This window comes from Leptothermofonsia sp. ETS-13 (genome assembly GCF_049200465.1).
Lineage (GTDB): Bacteria > Cyanobacteriota > Cyanobacteriia > Leptolyngbyales > Leptolyngbyaceae > Leptothermofonsia.
Genome location: NZ_CP120836.1, coordinates 659,735 through 678,013 on the forward strand (window position 1 = coordinate 659,735; position 18,279 = coordinate 678,013).

The following is an 18,279-nucleotide window of genomic DNA, read 5'->3' on the forward strand; positions in this document are numbered from 1 at the left end:
TTGGCTTTAACGGGGGAGTGTGGGCTTCACCCCCAGGCAGGAGGTTCTCTCCTGCACCCCGTCCTAAGCTTGGTGGCTATCGCTATACTTATCGCTGACAGATGTATTTCCAGAGGGGATGACTGGGTCCCTGCTGGCGAATTCGGCAGACCTGTTGTTCCAGGCGCCTCTTTTCTCGCTGGGGTAACCCCATCAAAATATTTCGACTCTGCCAGATGAGGACTCCCAGGGTAGAACCTAAGCAAATTGCCAGCCCGATCGCCGCTAAACGGTGAAACGCCAGACCATAGCGAACGGCGGCCCAGGTAAAGTGATCCAAAACCAGGGAAATAGGGTAGCGCAATCCCCATAAACTGAGAGCTCCCACCGTCAGCCACAACACACCAACCACCGCCCACCGTCCCCAGACCATCAATTGGTGCAGACGTTCCACTTCCTGCTGAAAGGTCGAGTCTAAAACCTCGGGATTACTCATTGGGATGGAGGACTCCTCTGGATGATCCATAGTTACGATGATGCATCAGGCGGGCTACTGGATGAATCGCTTACGTTTGAATCGATAACAAGATCAGAAGTCAGCTTTTCGGTCCGTTCGCGCCAGAGGGCTAGCAATGTACTGGCAATGAAGATGCTGGAATAAGCTCCAGCAATGAATCCAATGATGAGTGCCAGGGCAAAATACTTCAGAGTTTCTCCCCCAAACAGAAAGATGGCAACCAGAGAAAGCAGCGTTGTGAAAGTGGTATTAATAGAGCGAGTCAGGGTTTGATTGACCGCCATATCGACAACCTCATCGATGGAGCGATTCGGGTTGAGTGCCAGAGTTTCCCGCACCCGGTCATAAATAACGACCGTATCATTCACCGAGAACCCCACGATGGTCAGCAGAGCTACGATAAACAGGCTGTCTACTTCAACCCCCAGTACTAGACCCAGAATGGAAAAGCTACCCACTGTAATCAATACATCATGAGCCAGGGCTACTAGAGAAAAAATGGCGTAATCCAACTGGAATCGCAGACTGAGATAGATGGTGATCCCAACAAAGGCCACCAGTAAGGCCAACAAGCCCGAAGATAGAATCTGTTGACCGAGGACGGGGCCGACTGTATCAATTTGGGTTTTGGATGGATCGAAATCTCCAATCTTCTGGCTCAATGCCGATTGAAGCTGCGATCGCTGCTCCGGACTCAACGGAGAGGTTCGAATGGAAACACCCCGCCGCCCCTGACTGGTTGCTTCCTGAACACTGCTATTCCCCAACCCCTGATCGACCAGAACCGAGCGTACTGCTGCAATATCAATCGGTTTGCTACAGTCGCTCTTGGTGCAATCCAGTTCAAACTGAAGCCGGGTGCCGCCTACAAAATCCAGACTGGGACGCAGGGGTGCCCCAAACTGCTGCCAGGAAATTACCATCGCAGCAATTCCAGCCAGGATCAGGCCAGCAGAAATAGCCCACCAGAGGTTGCGTTGCTTAATGACCTGAAGCTTCATGAGGTTGCCTCCGGTTGGGGTTTGGTAGGTGACACATTAGGGCAAAAGTATTCGGGCTTGCGCAGATTGGCAAAACTCAAGACAAACAGCATCAGAGTTCGGCTACAGGTGATGGCCGTAAACATGCTGATGATTACCCCCACCGATAGGGTTACGGCAAAGCCCCTAACTAAGCTGGTACCCAGGTAACCCAACGCGGCACAGGCTATTAGCGTGGTCACGTTACTATCTAGAATGCTGGAGAATGCCCGGTAGAAGCCCGCTTCAACGGAGCGATAGAGCGTTTTACCCGCCCTCAACTCTTCACGGGTGCGTTCAAAGATCAGTACATTTGCATCAACTGCCATTCCAATACTCAAGATAAACCCCGCAATGCCAGGTAGAGTGAGTGTCGCTCCCAGTAAATTGAAGGCGGCAAAGGTCAGAATTGCGTAGATCAGGAGGGCAATATCGGCAATCAGGCCAGGCAGGCGGTAGTAAAGCACCATAAAGATCAAAACCAGCACCAATCCGACGATCCCAGCATAAATACTGCGCTGAATGCTGTCCTGTCCCAGGGTGGCTCCAACCGTGCGGGTTTCGACCACTTCTACAGGAACGGGTAAGGCTCCACCGTAGAGTTGGGTTGCCAGGGTATTTGCACTCTCTGCGGTAGAGTTGCCGGTAATCACCGCGCTCCCCCCGGTAATCCCTGTTTGGGCGTGCTCAGGGCCGACGGTAGGAGCGCTGATCAGTTCATTGTCCAGAAAGATCCCGATTGTTCGCCCCGTACCTGCCAGGCTCTTGGTCAGTTCGGCAAACAGTTCAGCCCCTTTAGCATCAAATCTCAACCCCACTTCCCAGTTATTTGGGACATTTGTGGGTTGGGCAAAGGCATCTTTCAAATTTTCCCCAGTCAGGCCCGTGGGTTCAAACAATTTGGCGATCGCCTCACTGCTACGCTGAATCGCAGCCTTATTCTCATCAATCGCCTTCTGGTCGTTGCCCTGCTCTAGCTTTTCTTGCTCTGCCTGATACTCTCGCAGCACCTGGTATTCCACCTGTAATTGGGCTTCGGTACCGGGTTTCTGCTTCCGGAAGTCCAGTTTGGCAACCCGCCCCAACAATTCTTCTGCTTCTCGCGGATCATTAACTCCTGGTAACTGGATCAAAATCTGGTCATTGCCCACTGTTTGAACCACAATTTCAGAAACGCCTTTGGGGTTTAACCGCCCCTCAATCACCTTCTGAACCGCTTCCAGTTCTCTAGGCGTGATTTCCTTGATTTCTTCCGTTGTCTTGACCTGGACGGTGAGCTGTGACCCACCCTGCAAGTCTAATCCCAGCCGGGGTGGCATTGTGACAATTACCATGATGGCGGCAATTAGTAACACCAGGATCAGGGCTAGGAGCGATCGCTGTCTTTGCATGGTGTAACCCCTGTAACAAACGCTATGATAGCGCCTGGATGAATGGTTAGAAGTTTCGAGTTAAGCGTTTTGAATTTCGCATTGGTAGAGAAACGGAGTGCGGAATTGCAGGAAACAAACAGAAGAAAACCAATCCTCAAGCTCCAAAACTCAAAGTACCCTTCAGAAACCTTGCAACAACCATCAAAACTCAAAATCTAAACTTTCATCATGGCCATCTTCTTCGTTGCTTCCACAATCTGATGCGGCTGCACGATTGTCAGGTTCTCCAGAGTACCGTTGTAGGGAGTAGGGATGTCCTGTGAGGAAAGTCGGATGACGGGAGCATCGAGTTCGTCGAAGAGGCGATCGTTAATTGAAGCGATGATCTCGGCTCCAATGCCGCCAGTCCGCATACACTCTTCCACAATGATGACCTTATGCGTTTTCCGAATCGAGGCTCCGATTGTCTCAAAATCGAGCGGTTTCAGAGAAATCAGGTCAATCACTTCGGGATCGATTCCCTCTTTCTCTAAGGTTTTCACCGCCTGCATCACGTGGTGTCTCATACGGGAATAGGTGAGAATCGTCACATCTTTGCCTTTGCGCACCACTTCGGCTTTGTCCAGGGGCAGGTAATATTCTCCTTCAGGCAAATTCTCTTTCAAGTTGTAAAGGAGAACGTGTTCAAAGAACAGAACCGGGTTATCGTCTCGAATGGCGGATTTCAGTAACCCTTTGGCATTGTAAGGGGTGGAGCAGGCCACAATTTTGAGCCCGGGAACGGCTTGAAAATAAGCTTCCAGCCGCTGAGAATGTTCCGCTCCTAGCTGGCGACCCACCCCACCGGGACCACGAATCACCATGGGAATCTTGAAGTTGCCGCCGGAAGTGTAGCGCAGCATTCCAGCATTGTTAGCAATTTGGTTAAAGGCCAGCAGCAAAAAGCCCATGTTCATGCCTTCGATGATCGGACGTAGCCCGGTCATTGCGGCTCCTATCGCCATGCCGGTGAAACTGTTTTCGGCGATCGGGGTATCGAGCAGGCGCAGTTCACCGTACTTTTTATACAAGTCCTTTGTGACTTTGTAGGAACCGCCATAGTGCCCCACATCTTCCCCCATCACGAGTACTGTGGGGTCTTTTGCCATTTCTTCATCGATCGCCTCGCGCAGGGCGTTAAACATCAGCGTTTCTGCCATGGGGGTTCCTCAATTTAAGCCGTTCTCCATTTTATAGGCTGGGTGATTCTGGGGAAAGTAGTGTAAAGATTACGTGTGAAGTCTCCGTAAACCGGGTCTGATTTTTAACAAACTGGTTGGGAGATCTTCATTTCTGGCAGAGTGAACTTGTTGGCTAAAAGGAATATTGTATGCAGCATGATAACAAGAGCAGGCATCCTGAACATGAATCAATCCATCGATTCAGGACAAGGAACCAAATTTATTAGTTTACGAATCAAGCTTCTGGTTGGTTTTACGGCTGTTATTGCTATTTTTTATACCAGCGCCTATCACTGGTTTTATCAATTTGCTGTTAGCCGGGCAGTGCAGCGCATCCGGGAAGATCTGGTTAGCACTCTGGAGGGGGCGATCGCAGGCATTGATGGTGATCAGTTTGAAACCCTGTCGCAGATAACCCTGCCCCAAGGGCAGCATGAACCCCTGGATAACCCGCTCTACACTGCCCATCAGAACTGGTTGTATCGAGTTTCCCTGGTCGAGAACCGCGCCAACTCCTTCACCTTTATCAAGGGGGCAGAAACCCTATGAGGTACTGTGGATTGGCGATATATCCCGTATCCTCCAATTCCGTCCCAAAACGGCCTTTCGAGAGTCTTACATCGCCGACCCAGCAAAGACCGATCTGTACCGGGGGCTGACTGAGATTACAGTCCTTGCCAACCCCTATACCGATGCATGGGGAACCTGGATTTCGGCCTTCGGCCCGATCAAAAACTCCCATGGAAAGGTAGTAGGTGGTTTAGGGATTGCTTTCAAAACAGACTATGTTCTCGCCATCCAGCAGAGCATTCGCAATGTGATGGTCATTTCCTTTGTTTGTGTTTACGGTTCTCTGGCGACGTTGATTTACCTGGTTGCGGGAGTCGTCACCCGTCTTTTAAACGAGCTTCAGCTTGTCGCCAGGCGAATTGGACAGGGAGACTATGAGCCAGATCTGTCGGTTTTGAATCGGACATTATTTCCAGACGAAACAAACATCCTGGCAAGGGCCTTTCAGGAAATGGTGGACAATATTCAGACGCGCGAACGCCAGTTGATGGAAACCCGCACTGAGCGCGATCGCTTCTTTAACTACTCCATCGACCTGATGGCTATCTTTGACTCCGAAGGGGTGATTCAACAGGTCAACCCAGCCTGGGAAAGTGTTTTGGGGTATAGCTCGGAGGTTCTGGAGGGTCGGCATCTGCTCAACTTTGTGCATCCCGTTGACCAGGAGCTAACCCAACTCTACCGCCAGCAGCTTGCCTCTGAACTTCGCACAGCCAATTTTGAGCATCGTTGGCGATCGGCATCGGGGGCTTACCACTGGTTGTCGTGGAACTGGGTAGCCATTCCGGCGGAAGGCAAAAGCTATGGCTTTGCACGGGACATCAGCGATCGCAAACAAGCCAAAGAACAGCTTCTCTATAGCGCCTTCTATGACTCCCTTACTGACTTACCCAACCGGGCGTTTTTCATGGAACGCCTGCAAACGGCATTAAACCATGCCCAGCGAGAAGATGGGCCTCCCTTTGCCATCCTCTTTATTGACCTGGATCAGTTTAAGGTTGTGAACAATAGCCTGGGGCACCTGGCTGGAGATCAGTTGCTGACCCAGGTTGGCCTGCAACTGCGGCGGTGTATCCGGAGCCATGACACGGTTGGCCGCCTGGGAGGTGACGAATTTGCCATGCTGCTGGAAAACATTCAGCACCCCGAAAGCGCCATTCCGGTTGCTGAACGGATTCAGGAAAAACTAAGTCAGCCCTTTTCACTCCATGGGCAGGAGCTTGTCACCAGTGCCAGCATCGGCATTGCTTTCAGGCATGACCAGACAACTGGACAACCCTACGCAAGCCTGACAGACCTGCTGCGGGATGCAGATACTGCCATGTACCGGGCTAAGCAACAGGGTAAAGCCTGCTATGCCATCTTTGATAATCACATGCATGACACTGTTCTCACCCGATTGTCATTAGAAATGGATTTGCGCCGGGCAATTGACCGTTCAGAACTGTTCCTCTGTTACCAGCCCATCCTTTCCCTGCAATCTGGAAAGCTGAAAGGGTTTGAGGCACTCCTGCGATGGACCCATCCCGTCAAGGGATTTATCTCTCCAGGCGATTTCATTCCCATTGCCGAAGAAACCGGGTTGATTGTACCAATTGGCATCTGGGTACTTCAGACGGCCTGTCAGCAACTGCGCCAGTGGCAGTTAGAGAAGGTAATTAGTGAGGATGTAAAAATCAGTGTCAACGTGGCAGGGCGGCAGTTTGCTCAAAATGACCTGGTGGAGCAGATTCAACAAATTCTGCAAGCCGCCGATCTGCCACCTGAAAACCTGTGTATCGAAGTGACGGAAAGCGCGATCGCCGAAAATCTAAATACTGTGATCGAAAAACTTAACGCCCTTAAGGCGATCGGCGTTCAGATCTCGATTGATGATTTTGGCACCGGGCACTCCTCCCTCTCCCGTCTCCAGAGCCTGCCAGTTCACACCATCAAAGTCGATCGTTCCTTCGTCCACAATATGGGACAGCGCCAGCAGAATCGGGAGTTTGTCAAGGCGATCGTCAACTGCCCATAGCCTGGGAATGAACGTCGTTGCCGAAAGCATTGAAACGGCGGAGCAACAACTCATGCTGCAAGCCTTTTGTGGCGAATACGGTCAGGGTTACCTGTTTGCCAGGCCATTGAAGCGGGAAGACGTTGTAAACTGGCTTCGTTCAGCCACACCGATCCACCCCGAAATGCTTCACCGATAAACCATGATCCCCCTTGAATTTCTACATTGTGGACGTGTTTGCAGAGGAGAAATACGCTGGCAATCAGCTGGCTGTCTTCACCAATGCAGGTACGCTCTCGACCGAGCAGATGCAGCGCATTGCCAGGGAAACCAACTTTTCGGAAACCACGTTTATCCTCTCACCAGTCCCCCGTGAGGGAGGTTACGACGTGCGAATCTTCACCCCATGGCAAGAGCTTCCCTTTGCGGGACATCCCACCCTGGGAACCGCTTATATCCTGCAACAGGCATTGATTCAGCAACCCATAGAAACCGTGACTCTCAATCTTAAAATTGGTTCTATTCCCGTCACGATTCTCTACCGAAACCAGCAACCCGATGTGCTGTGGATGCGCCAGAACCCACCTGTGTTTGGAGAGGTTCTCACGGCGGAGGCTGTAGCTTCCGTTCTTCAACTGGCGATTGATGACATTGACCCACATTTTCCAATTCAGGAGGTTTCGACAGGAGTGCCATTCGTCATCGTGCCACTCAAAAGGCTGGCAGCCCTGCAACGGATTAAGGTCAATGTGGATCAAATGCTGGCGCTGGTTGAACCACTGGCGGCCAAAATGCTCTTCGTCTTCTGCCCAGAAACGCGAAACGCGGCCAACCATTTCAGTGCCCGCATGTTTGCCCACGCGATTGGTATCCCCGAAGACCCGGCGACGGGAAGCGCCAATGGCTGCTTTGCCGGATATCTGGCGCAACACCGCTATTTCGGCAGCTCCTCTATTGATGTCCGGGTAGAGCAGGGTTATGAGATCAACAGACCCTCTCTTCTGCTTTTGAAGGCAGAAAAAGTTGAAGAAACAATTGAAGTTTGGGTGGGTGGAAAAGTGGTCATGGTTGCACGGGGAGAGTTTATTTAGTGATTTAATAAAAGGTTACAAAGGATTGTTTTTTTTATAGAAAGAGAACGAGCCTTCCAAGTAGGGTTTTGCATTCGTGTAAGAAGTTATATAGAGGCAGTACCCGAAAAACCTGCTCTGCACCTCAAAAAGGCTCCTTGTAGAAATCAATTTTTGCCATCAGAAATTGATTTCTAAAACTTAACAAATAGTGAAAGAGTTACTGAATTGAGCGTGCTTGAAGTATTGATCGGGAAAGAGCTGCTGGATTTATTAAGTAGTTAATTTTTTCTTTAACCTGATCGAAATAAATGGGGTCCAAACCCGTGATCAGGATGTTTAATATCGGGAACTCTACATACGGATCCTGTTTGGATTGTGAAAGGTTCTCCAGGGCAATCTCTCAGGTTTCTTCCCAAATTCTCCAACCATTTGGGACTGCGATAGCGGCAAGGTTTGAGTTCCTTTGCTTTTCAAAGCTTAGAAATTTCTGTCCCTTGAATTATTTTTCTTGTGAGTCTTTGCCCTCAAAGAGGCAGGGATAGCAGGGCTAATGTGCGTGCCGCCCATGCAGAGACAGGGGTGAGGACGCGCACACACTCGCTGACCGGTTTCCAGAAAAAGTTCACTCGTTTGGTAAGAAAGGTTCGAATGCAACAGGCTGATTGGATTGTTACCGAGACAACAGAAGATAGTTTTAACCCCACACAACAGCACCACAAAGAAACCGTCTTCACCCTAAGTAATGGCTATTTGGGAACCCGCGGTTCGTTCGAAGAAGGCTATCCGGGCGATCGCCCCTCGACTCTGATTCACGGAGTCTACGATAACGTGCCAACCGTCTTCACCGAGTTGGCCAATGCTCCTAACTGGCTCTCTCTCTCAATTATTGTAGGGGGAATCTGCTTTCGCCTTGACCAGGGCAGGGTCCTGGCCTATAAACGCTGGCTGGATATGCAGCACGGTTTGCTGAGTCGTTACGTCCGCTGGCAAAGCCCTGCGGGGTATACCTTTGAGTTTCGCTTTGACCGCTTTGCCAGCCTAGCCGATGAACATGTCCTCGCGCTGCAATGCCAGATCACTTCCATCGATTATGCCGGGCCGATTGAAGTGCATACCAGCCTCAATGGCTACTCTGATAACCAGGGTTATATGCATTGGGATGCCGTCAACCAGGGAGGAAAGGACCATTCCGTCTGGCTGCACATCCGCACTCGTTACACCAAAATCGACCTGGGGATGGCTGCACGGCTGGCAATTTCAGGAGTGGCCACAGAACAAACCACACCGATTAGCTTCCAGGGCTATCCCACTCTGGTGACACAATTTTCCATTCAGCCAGAGCAAACAGCTTATCTGGAAAAGATTGTGACGGTCTACACCTCCCGTGATGTACCGGACCCAGTTCTCATGGCGCAGGACAAACTGGCCAATTTGCCAGATTTTCATTCCCTGTATGCTGACCACGAAGCAGCCTGGGCAAAGGTTTGGGAAATCAGCGACATTGTCATTGAAGGCGACCTGAATGCCCAACTGGCCGTGCGCTACAACCTGTTCCAACTGCTTTCAGTTGCGCCTCGCAACGACAGTCGGGTGAGTATTCCAGCCAAAACTCTGTCTGGCTTCGCCTATCGAGGGCACATTTTCTGGGATACGGAGATTTTCATTCTGCCCTGCCTGACCTACACTCAGCCAGAGCTCGCGCGGAATCTGCTGACTTACCGCTACCACACCCTGGAGGGGGCACGCCGTAAGGCGAAAGCCCACGGATATGAGGGAGCCATGTATGTTTGGGAGAGTGCCAATACGGGCGATGAGGTGACGCCAAGCTGGGTTCCAACCCCTTCTGGAGAAAATCTGGTGCGCATCTGGTGTGGCGAAATTGAATTACATATCAGCACGGATGTGGCCTATGCTTCCTGGCACTACTGGCAGGCAACGGGCGACCATGCCTGGATGCGGGACTGCGGTGCGGAAATGATTCTGGATACGGCAGTATTCTGGGGCAGCCGGGTAGAATGGAATAGCGATCGCCACTGCTATGAAATTAATGATGTCATTGGCCCCGATGAATACCATGAGCGGGTCAACAATAATGCGTTCACCAACATCATGATGCGCTGGCATCTGAGAACTGCCCTCAAGGTGTGGGACTGGCTCCAGAAAACGGATCGCGAGTGGGCAGACGAACTCCAACAAAGACTTAACCTGACGAGCGATCGCCTGCAACACTGGGAAGATATTATCCAGAAAATCTGGATTTCCCAGGACGCTACTGGACTGATCGAGCAATTTGAAGGATTTTTCAACCTGGAAGATCTGAATCTAGACGACTACGAACCTCGTACCCGCTCGATGCAAGCAATCCTGGGCATTGAAGGAGCCAACAGTCGTCAGGTTTTGAAACAACCGGATGTGGTGATGTTGCTTTACCTGCTGCGGCAGGGCATCTTCACCCAACCCCATGAAGACAGCTACTCCCGTGAGACGCTGCAAACCAACTGGGATTATTACGTTCCCCGCACCGACCATACCTACGGTTCGTCTTTAGGTCCCGCAGTCCATGCAATTATGGCGTGCGAACTTGACAAACCGGCTGAAGCTTACGAGCACTTTATGCGAGCCGCTCTAGTTGATCTATCAGACGTGCGCGGCAATGCCCACGAAGGCATCCACGCCGCTTCGACGGGTGGCACCTGGCAGGCCGTTGTCTTTGGCTTTGCAGGTATCCATCTGACCGAGAATGGACCCGTAGCAACCCCCCGTCTTCCAGAAAGCTGGACTCGACTCAAATTCCAATTTGTCTGGCAGGGACAGGTTTATAAATTTGATTTGAGGAAGTCGCAAACTAGTAGTCGAAAGCTTGAAGATACGGAACTGGCTTTCTCTCCTCCCCGCATCTTTCCCTCCGCTGTTCCCTCTTCTGATCGGGTTGATAAATTGATACAACCTTTACAACCTCTAAGTTTGCGAGGGGTGATTTTCGATCTGGATGGCGTTCTGACTGACACCTCGGAATTTCACTACCTGGCCTGGAAACGATTGGCTGACGAGGAAGGCGTTCCGTTTAATCGCACTGCCAACGAAGCCTTACGGGGAGTTTCTCGACGAGACTCATTGCTATTTTTGCTAAACGGGCGACCAGCCACCGAAGAACAACTTCAGGAGATGATGGCTCGCAAAAACGGCTACTACCTGGACTTCATCCGCACGATTACCCCCAGGCACCTGCTCCCCGGTGTCTCTGAGCTACTGGATGAATTGCGGGCAGGCGGAATTAAAGTGGCAGTAGGTTCTGCCAGCAAAAATGCCAGGGAAGTGATTGAGCGGTTGGGAATTACAAACCGGATAGATGCGATCGCTGACGGTCTCAGCGTTATCCACTCTAAACCCGCGCCCGATGTCTTCCTGCATGCGGCAGAACTGCTACATCTCAACCCCGCCTACTGTGTAGTGGTTGAAGACGCAGAATCAGGAATCGAAGCCGCCCTCCAAGCCAGGATGTGGGCCATTGGTCTGGGACCCGCAGACCGGGTAGGTGCTGCCCATGTTGTTCTCCCTAATTTACAAGGAGTCCACTGGGCAGACCTGCAAGATAAACTGACCACCATCGCCAGGACAATTCCTGAGTCTTCTTCTGCACTCCAGATGATGACGCTGCAAAATTGGCAGACTACTAGAGGCTAGGGGCTGAAGAGTGGTTTATGCATTTGAAACTGGCTATAGGGGGGTGTGGGCTTCGCCTCTGGCCTCTGGTACCCAACCCCTGACTTCTCCCTGTTGTCTGTTGTCCATTGTCTCCTCCAGATAATCGTGGATCTTAAACGCCAACTTGAAGAACACCTCACCCACATTGCTAGAGAGCGCGATCCCTATCTGGCAACGGAAGGGCATTTTTATGTGCAGCAATATATTCGTCACCAGTTCCAGCAATGGGGCATGGTCGAAACCTATGAGTTCAAAATTCAGGCACGGACTCATACCAACTTGATTTTGAATTTACCGGCTCAACCGGGACGGGAAAATAAACCGCCGATTTTGATCGGTGCCCACTACGATGCAGTGCCGGGAACACCGGGAGCCGATGATAACGCCAGTGGAGTAGCGGTGCTACTGGAGCTGGCGCGATCGCTCTCAGCCCAACCCGCTCGCTACCCGGTACAGTTGATTGCCTTTGATTTGGAAGAATATGGGTTGCTGGGCAGTGCCCACTATGCCGAAGCATTAATGCGGCAAAAAGAACCCGTACGCCTCATGCTTTCCCTGGAAATGTTGGGCTATTGCAGCCAGGAGCCCAATTCCCAAAACTACCCACCCGGTCTTCAATACTTTTATCCCAACCAGGGTAACTTCATAGGACTGATAGGTAACCTGGGAACGATCCCTGACATGATTCGCCTTTGCGGTTCCATCCACAAAGCAGGTATTCCCAGCCGCTGGTTACCCGCCGGAAAGCGCGGCATGATTGTGCAGGCAACCCGTTTGAGTGACCATGCGCCCTTCTGGGATCGAGGCTACCAGGCAATTATGGTCACCGATACGGCCTTTATGCGGAACCCCCACTACCACCAGCCGAGCGATCGCATCGAAACTCTCAACCTCGACTTCCTCACCGGCATTTGCCAGGGGCTTGCGATCGGGCTCCGCCACCTCCAGTAGATCAAAACAAAAGTTTTGAAGGGAGTGGGGGAGTGAAACCCCCTTCTGAGGGCTTCGCCCCACTCCCCTATGGTGCAAAATTTAGTGTTTGCAACACTAGTGGTCTGTCAAGACTGTTTTGATGGGTTGAAAACCCTCAAAACACCTGAGAATTGGGTTTTGTAGATTTGAGTTATCCCTCAAATCTATCCTGACGGACTACTAGATTGATTTCCGAACACCCAAGTAGGTAAAGTGGGAAAAGCAACGAATGCCCATCGCATCCCCCTAATCCTGAAGAATCGAATTGACCAGAGGGCAGAAGACGTTGAAGGGGAAGTTGCTTCACTCCGTTTCCTGAAGTTGAAACTAATAGTGGATCAGATTCTGGCGGCGGAGTAATTGGCCTGTTACCCGTTATGCACTGTGCTGTTGAACTCAAGTTAACATCAGAGTCATCACAGCACTAAATCGGGTCTTTATGGACTTTCACCCTCCCTCACCCTCTGATTCACTGGAAAACCTGCCTCGTGAAATCAGAGTTGGTCAACTACGCGACTTGATTGACACTCTTAATATTGCCGATGAGATTGCCAACAAGGGATATTTGATTACTAGCTCCGAACTTGCCGACCTGATGGATATTAACGCTAGCGCTGTCACCAGTCGTGGCGATAACTGGGTCTGGCGCAATTGGGTCGTCTCCCGCGTCCGGCGAGAAGGAAACCAGATCCTCTGGCAATTAGAACGGATAGACTGATAAGGTTCAGGTCTCTAGCTCTCCTGCAAGCAGAGGAGCCAGTTCTTTGTTAAGCCGCCCAGTTTGAACAAACTCTGCGTAGGTATTGGCTTCGATCGCCAACAATTCATCCCGTAATTGTTCCTTGGCAAATTCGCGCAAGTTTGGATGTTCATCCTGAATTTTGTCAATCTCTTTATCCATCCGGCTTAACTCTCCCCGAACGAGGGCTTTCTGATAATCGTAAAACTCAGGTTCAACGCCAGGACGGTAATCTAACTGCTCCAGGTACTGCTTCACCCGTTTCAAAGCCACCTGCCGGGCAACCAATTCCGAGAAATGCTGCCGCAGGGTTTCCTCTCCTAATAAATTGAGTCTTTGCAAAAATGGTCGGATGGATAGCCCCTGGACCAGCAGAGTAAACAGTACCGTTCCAAAAACGGTTGCAATCACCGTTTCCCGTTCTTGCAACAGGGTAGGGACACTCAACGCCAGCGCAATGGAAACAGAGCCACGCAGGCCGCCCCACCATAGAAGGGTTTGTTCTGCCAGAGGAATGGGAGTTTCAGAAAAGCGGTTACTAACCAAACTGAGACTGTAAATGGCGATCGCCCGTACCAAAACCATGGCTGCGATTGTAATGGCGATCGTTGGTAGATTCTGCCCCAGGACTGAAAACTGAATCTGGTCGCCAATTAGCAAAAATACAATCGAGTTCACAAAAAATGCCAGGAAGTCCCAAAACTCCGTCACAATCACGCGAGTCCGGGGATTCATGCCAATCCGGGAGCCAAAATTTCCCAGAATTAATCCTGTCGTCACTACCCCGATCACCCCCGACCCACCTAAATCTTCCGCCAGCAGGTAAGTACCATAAGCAGAAACCAGAGTAAGGGACTGCTCCACCAGGGGCAAATCAAACCGCTGGGTCAGGTAGGAAATGGCAAACCCAATCAATCCACCTACAGCTACCCCAATACCCACAACCCTAAATACATCCAGCAAAATCAATTGTGGAGAGAGGTCGGTCGTTCCCAGAGAAAACCCGACCAGAAAGCTGAAGGCCACCACGGCCATTCCATCGTTGAACAGGCTTTCGCCCTCCATCAACGTCATCAGTTGTTTGCCAACCCCCAACTCACGAAACAGGGCAATCACAGAAACCGGATCGGTGGCAGACAGACAAACCCCCACCAGCAGAGCTGTTGCCAGGGAAAGCCCGGCAAACTGAGTCAGGCAAAAAGTAATGCCCGCAATGGAGATGACTACCCCGAAGGTTGCAAACAAAGCGATCGGCAAAAACTCCTGTTTCAGGCTGGACCACTTTAGATTCCAGGCAGCCTCAAAAAGCAGCGGCGGCAGAAAGATGGTCAGAATCAAACCAGGTGAGAGATCGACCAATCGCACGTCCACCAGGGCCAGACCCAACCCAACAATTACCAGCAGAAGTGTGTAAGGAATGCGGCGGAACCAGCCCAGAATACTGGGCAAGGTTGCCACAGACAGGGACACACAAAGAACCAGAAGAAAAGGCTTTAAGTTGGCTTCGATCGCCCCCTCAATCATCCCCAACGCCACTACCATAGATATCCTCAGTTAGTTCTTTAGGATCTCCTGAGATTATGAAAGAGTAGCGTAAGTGACTCTTTCACTAGCAAGTCAGGAGAACCGCTCCCTGTCTATGATAAGTAGAGATAAGTAGAGATAAATAAAGTTGTTTCATTTTTCTCCCTTACCAGGGGCAAAAATCTGGTCTGCTGTGAGCTCGACTTAGTCATTCATAGCAAGGGAAAAGGTAGCAAGCTCAGGAAAGCGTTGATGGAATGATCCTGATGAGCTTGCAACCGAAAGAATTTGTACCCTTGAGCGTAACGTTTGCCTCGCTGTTTTCCAAGCAGCATCGGGTTTCATTGATTGGGCTAAAGCGACTGAGACTGCTCTACATCGATTATTGTTGCAGTTGACAACTCTATTGCTATTGCTTTAAGTGTTGCTATTGCTTCAGGTGTTATAGCTCTATGCGGGTGCGTTAAGACATTGGAATTAGAGAGGGAGTGGGGGCTTCGCCCCCAGCCAGGGGTGGAACCCCTGCACCCTGTCCTAAGCTTGGTGGCTATAGCTATATCAGTTCTAACCGTGCTCCTCCGCTAAATCATAAGCATTAGGCGTGGATTTGTGATGAGGTAGAGCACTACTCCGCTTCTCCAATCAGGCTGAAGGCGGCCCAATCTCGTGGGTTGGGATACTGTTGCATGGTTGTTAGCATTGCCTGTCTCAGTGCCTGGGCCTTATCTGGGTTGCGTTTCAGGACTTGATAAAACTCGGTCATTAGAGATGCGGTAGGGGAGTCGGGTACAGCCCAGAGGGAAACGATGATGCTGGGAACACCTGCGGTAATGAACGAGCGGGATAAACCAATCACGCCATCTCCGGTAATGCGTCCTCGCCCAGTATTGCAGGCGCTCAGAACGACGAGTTCAGCCTTCAGCTTGAGGTTGAGAATTTCGTCGGCGGTCAGTAAACCATTGTCTTTACCGGAAGGGGCGAGGGCGATCGCGCCCGGAATGCCCAATCCCTTAAAGTCGTCGAGTAAGCCATGGGTTGCCAGGTGAATGATTTGCTGCTGCGGCATGAGTTTGACAATGGCAGCCTTGGTGGCTAAATCGCCCGTCAGTGCTTGAGTACCTAACAAGGGGGCGATCGCATTTGCCTCCCGTTCTGCACCGGGTAACGACTCTAATTGCTCGGCTGGTCGGTTGAACAGAGCAGGAACCTTCGGCATCGTAGGATTGCCCACAACCAGAGCAGAGTGAGGGGTAAGGGGCGAAGGATGGATGGGTGGACGGGTAGATGGGGGCTCATTCCTCCTCCCCAGTGCAGAAACAAAGGAAGATCGACCTCTTTTCTGGTTTCTTAATTGCTGGGTTAATTCCAGTACCTGAATCGATGGAGCTGTCAGAATCGTGTGCTGTTCAATTAGAAACCGATTAGAAGGGGTCTTGAGGGCGGCGAAGGGGACCAGGAATAAAACCCCCTGGGGAATGAAGGTAACGCGCGCATTGGGGTCTTTGGGCAACACATCGGCGATCGGCTGAACCAAAAGCTCATACAGCCGGGAATGTTGCTGACGGATGGGTTCTCCCTCTCTACTGGCGACTACGGCTAAACCCCGACCGCGCAGACCTAGAGTTTCCCGGCTGGTGGCAACCAGGTCAGAGAGGGAAATTTTTTGCTGCTGCCAGAGGGGTTTGAGATCAACCTTGCGGAAACTGATGGTGCCGTTGGGAGCGATCGCCCAGATATATAGTTTAGTTTCCCGTGCCTCAGCTCTGCCATTGACGATCACGTCTTCATAGGTGATTGAGTACTGCACCAGGGTGGAATTTTGCGTCCTGGCGATTTGTTGCATCTGGGCAATGGATGGGCTGGCCGCTGCGGTTGATGAGATGGCTGAAGCAGTTTGAGAAGGGGAGGCTAACCGTCTGGATAGCAGTTCTACAAAGGCTCTTGCCCGCCCCCGTTCGGCAATTTCTAAGGCCGCAGTTGTTTTGTTTTGGGCCACCAGAACCCGTTGCAACAGGCGATAGGTGCGGGCTTGCTGTTCAAAAATGGAAATTTTGTTGAAGTCGTTGGTACCCAAATTGGCACGGAGGCTTTCCCAGATGTGCAGCCCAGCGGTTAAGGTCGCTTCGGCGGCGGCTAGATTGCCTGCCTTGAACTGGGTGTTACCCAGGTTGTTCAGAATATAGGCTTCCGTCGCGCGGTCCTTCGTCTGGCGAACGATCGCCAATGCTTGCTGGTGATACTCGGTTGCCTTCCCGTACTGCCCTAAATCATCATAGACAATGCCTAAATTCAGCAGGCAGGAGCTTTCCTGGCCCCGGTCTTGAAGTTTGCGGGCAATTGTCAATGCTTGCTGATAGAACTCGACTGATTTCTCGATTTGCCCCAGCCGCTTGTGAGCATTGCCCAGGTTAATCAAAGCTGTTCCTGTGCCACTCAGATCTCCCATTTCCTGGGCGATCGCCAGCCGCTGCTGGTGATACTCAATTGCCTTGGGATAGTCCTGCAAAACCAGGTACAAATTCCCGATATTCGTCATAACTGAGGCTTCAGCAGCACGGTTTTTAATGGCGCGGGCGATAGCGAGACTATCAAATGCCTTTTGGATAGCTTCGGAATAGTTGCCCAAATCGTAGTAGATGCTGCTCAGGTTTTTGAGGGAATGGGCTTCCCCAATGCGATCGCCAATTTCACGAGAGATGACCAACCGCTGCTCATGGAAGGCGATCGCCGTTCCATAATCTCCCTGAGCATGATAACTATTGGCAATGTTATTCAGCGCAGCCGCTTCGCTACGGCGGTCTTTGAGTTCGCGGGCGGTTGCCAACTGCTGCTGGTTGTATTCAATCGCTTTGGAATAGTCGCTCAAACTGTAGTGGACTATGCCCAACGTGCCGAGGGTGTTAGATTCTAGCTGACGGTCTTTAAGTTCGCGGGCAATGGTGAGGGTTTGCTGGAGGTAAGCGATCGCCTGGGGATAGTCCCCAAGGCCGTAAGCAACTTCTCCCAGATTACCCAGTGTTTGCCCCTCACCCAGGCGATCGTAAACCTGGCGGTAAATAGGAAGCGCCTGTTCATAGTATTTACCCGCTTTGCGATAGTCGCCCAAACCCGCAGCCACGACGCCCAAATTGCCAAGGGCTCCTGCCTCTCCGGCCCGATCCTGAATTGTTCTCGCCAGGTCCAGGCTTTGTTGATAGTAGGAAACGGCCTGGTCGTAGTTGGACTGAAGATAGTAGACGTTTCCAAGATTGCGTAAGATTTTCACCTGTTTCGGCTGATCATTCAATTTCCGAAAGAGGGTCAACGCCTGCTGCAATGACTGAAGCGATTCTTGATACTGACTGGCTCGCCACTGCTGAATGCCCTGCTCCAATAGACGGTCTGCTTCTGCTTGCTGAGAGGACTTGGGGAGGGAGGAAGCGCTACTTGTTGTTAGTTTTTGGTTGTTAGAGGAAGGAACGGGGAAGGGGTGGGGAACGGTTGGTTGGGTTTGCTGGTCTGAAATTGCAGCCCTGGAAGGAAGGAATATAAAGTTGGAAAGCAGGGCAGCCAGGATTGTTAGTGCAATGGAAGAACGAGGCATGATTCAATC

12 protein-coding genes and 1 pseudogene are annotated in these 18,279 nt (G+C 51.3%); 7 read left to right on the forward strand and 6 right to left on the reverse strand.

Features of this window, described 5'->3' with window-relative positions; genetic code table 11:
* Nucleotides 1-88: 88 nt before the first annotated feature.
* From P4D80_RS03080 to P4D80_RS03095, 4 genes are all read right to left on the reverse strand, one after another.
* Nucleotides 89-475: a hypothetical protein gene (locus tag P4D80_RS03080; protein ID WP_421657382.1), complete on the reverse strand. Its 387-nt coding sequence runs from the start codon at nucleotides 473-475 to the stop codon at nucleotides 89-91.
* A 32-nt stretch (nucleotides 476-507) separates the two neighbouring features.
* Nucleotides 508-1,497: a protein translocase subunit SecF gene (secF, locus tag P4D80_RS03085; RefSeq protein ID WP_421657383.1), complete on the reverse strand. Its 990-nt coding sequence runs from the start codon at nucleotides 1,495-1,497 to the stop codon at nucleotides 508-510.
* A complete protein-coding gene (secD, locus tag P4D80_RS03090) occupies nucleotides 1,494-2,906 on the reverse strand; it encodes a protein translocase subunit SecD (protein ID WP_421657384.1) in 1,413 nt (470 codons plus the stop codon). Before secD ends, secF begins: the two co-directional genes overlap by 4 nt.
* A gap of 197 nt (nucleotides 2,907-3,103) precedes the next feature.
* Entirely contained in the window at nucleotides 3,104-4,087 is a 984-nt protein-coding gene (locus tag P4D80_RS03095) for an alpha-ketoacid dehydrogenase subunit beta (protein WP_421657385.1), read from the reverse strand.
* A 204-nt stretch (nucleotides 4,088-4,291) separates the two neighbouring features.
* Here P4D80_RS03095 and P4D80_RS03100 point away from each other — a divergent pair, with 204 nt between their 5' ends.
* The 7 genes and pseudogenes from P4D80_RS03100 to P4D80_RS03130 all read left to right on the forward strand — a co-directional run bounded on the left by P4D80_RS03100 (nucleotide 4,292) and on the right by P4D80_RS03130 (nucleotide 13,142).
* Complete coding sequence (locus P4D80_RS03100) at nucleotides 4,292-4,657, forward strand: hypothetical protein (RefSeq protein ID WP_421657386.1); 366 nt, start codon at nucleotides 4,292-4,294, stop codon at nucleotides 4,655-4,657.
* 271 nt (nucleotides 4,658-4,928) lie between these two features.
* A pseudogene (locus tag P4D80_RS03105) lies at nucleotides 4,929-6,873 on the forward strand (putative bifunctional diguanylate cyclase/phosphodiesterase).
* Nucleotides 6,874-6,886: 13 nt separating this feature from the next.
* Entirely contained in the window at nucleotides 6,887-7,765 is an 879-nt protein-coding gene (locus tag P4D80_RS03110; protein WP_421657388.1) for a PhzF family phenazine biosynthesis protein, read from the forward strand.
* A gap of 630 nt (nucleotides 7,766-8,395) precedes the next feature.
* A complete protein-coding gene (gene pgmB / locus P4D80_RS03115) occupies nucleotides 8,396-11,431 on the forward strand; it encodes a beta-phosphoglucomutase (protein ID WP_421657389.1) in 3,036 nt (1,011 codons plus the stop codon).
* 126 nt (nucleotides 11,432-11,557) lie between these two features.
* Nucleotides 11,558-12,403: a M20/M25/M40 family metallo-hydrolase gene (locus tag P4D80_RS03120; RefSeq protein WP_421657390.1), complete on the forward strand. Its 846-nt coding sequence runs from the start codon at nucleotides 11,558-11,560 to the stop codon at nucleotides 12,401-12,403.
* Nucleotides 12,404-12,637: 234 nt separating this feature from the next.
* Nucleotides 12,638-12,784, forward strand: coding sequence for a hypothetical protein (locus tag P4D80_RS03125; RefSeq protein ID WP_421657391.1), 147 nt, complete (start codon nucleotides 12,638-12,640; stop codon nucleotides 12,782-12,784).
* Nucleotides 12,785-12,941: 157 nt separating this feature from the next.
* Entirely contained in the window at nucleotides 12,942-13,142 is a 201-nt protein-coding gene (locus P4D80_RS03130; protein ID WP_421657392.1) for a hypothetical protein, read from the forward strand.
* A 6-nt stretch (nucleotides 13,143-13,148) separates the two neighbouring features.
* On the opposite strand, the gene P4D80_RS03135 is transcribed toward P4D80_RS03130, so the two are convergent.
* Both P4D80_RS03135 and P4D80_RS03140 read right to left on the reverse strand, forming a co-directional pair.
* The gene (locus P4D80_RS03135; RefSeq protein ID WP_421657393.1) at nucleotides 13,149-14,705 is read right to left on the reverse strand and encodes a cation:proton antiporter; all 1,557 of its coding nucleotides are present in this window, start codon (nucleotides 14,703-14,705) and stop codon (nucleotides 13,149-13,151) included.
* A 607-nt stretch (nucleotides 14,706-15,312) separates the two neighbouring features.
* Nucleotides 15,313-18,270: a CHAT domain-containing tetratricopeptide repeat protein gene (locus P4D80_RS03140; protein WP_421657394.1), complete on the reverse strand. Its 2,958-nt coding sequence runs from the start codon at nucleotides 18,268-18,270 to the stop codon at nucleotides 15,313-15,315.
* Nucleotides 18,271-18,279 lie beyond the last annotated feature (9 nt).

What these genes read in the sequence shown, in the direction of transcription:
- P4D80_RS03080 (WP_421657382.1), bottom strand. Translation starts at nt 475, where the DNA reads ATGAGTAATCCCGAGGTTTTAGACTCGACCTTTCAGCAGGAAGTGGAA.
- secF (WP_421657383.1), bottom strand. Translation starts at nt 1,497, where the DNA reads ATGAAGCTTCAGGTCATTAAGCAACGCAACCTCTGGTGGGCTATTTCT.
- secD (WP_421657384.1), bottom strand. Translation starts at nt 2,906, where the DNA reads ATGCAAAGACAGCGATCGCTCCTAGCCCTGATCCTGGTGTTACTAATT.
- P4D80_RS03095 (WP_421657385.1), bottom strand. Translation starts at nt 4,087, where the DNA reads ATGGCAGAAACGCTGATGTTTAACGCCCTGCGCGAGGCGATCGATGAA.
- P4D80_RS03100 (WP_421657386.1), top strand. Translation starts at nt 4,292, where the DNA reads ATGAATCAATCCATCGATTCAGGACAAGGAACCAAATTTATTAGTTTA.
- pgmB (WP_421657389.1), top strand. Translation starts at nt 8,396, where the DNA reads ATGCAACAGGCTGATTGGATTGTTACCGAGACAACAGAAGATAGTTTT.
- P4D80_RS03135 (WP_421657393.1), bottom strand. Translation starts at nt 14,705, where the DNA reads ATGGTAGTGGCGTTGGGGATGATTGAGGGGGCGATCGAAGCCAACTTA.
- P4D80_RS03140 (WP_421657394.1), bottom strand. Translation starts at nt 18,270, where the DNA reads ATGCCTCGTTCTTCCATTGCACTAACAATCCTGGCTGCCCTGCTTTCC.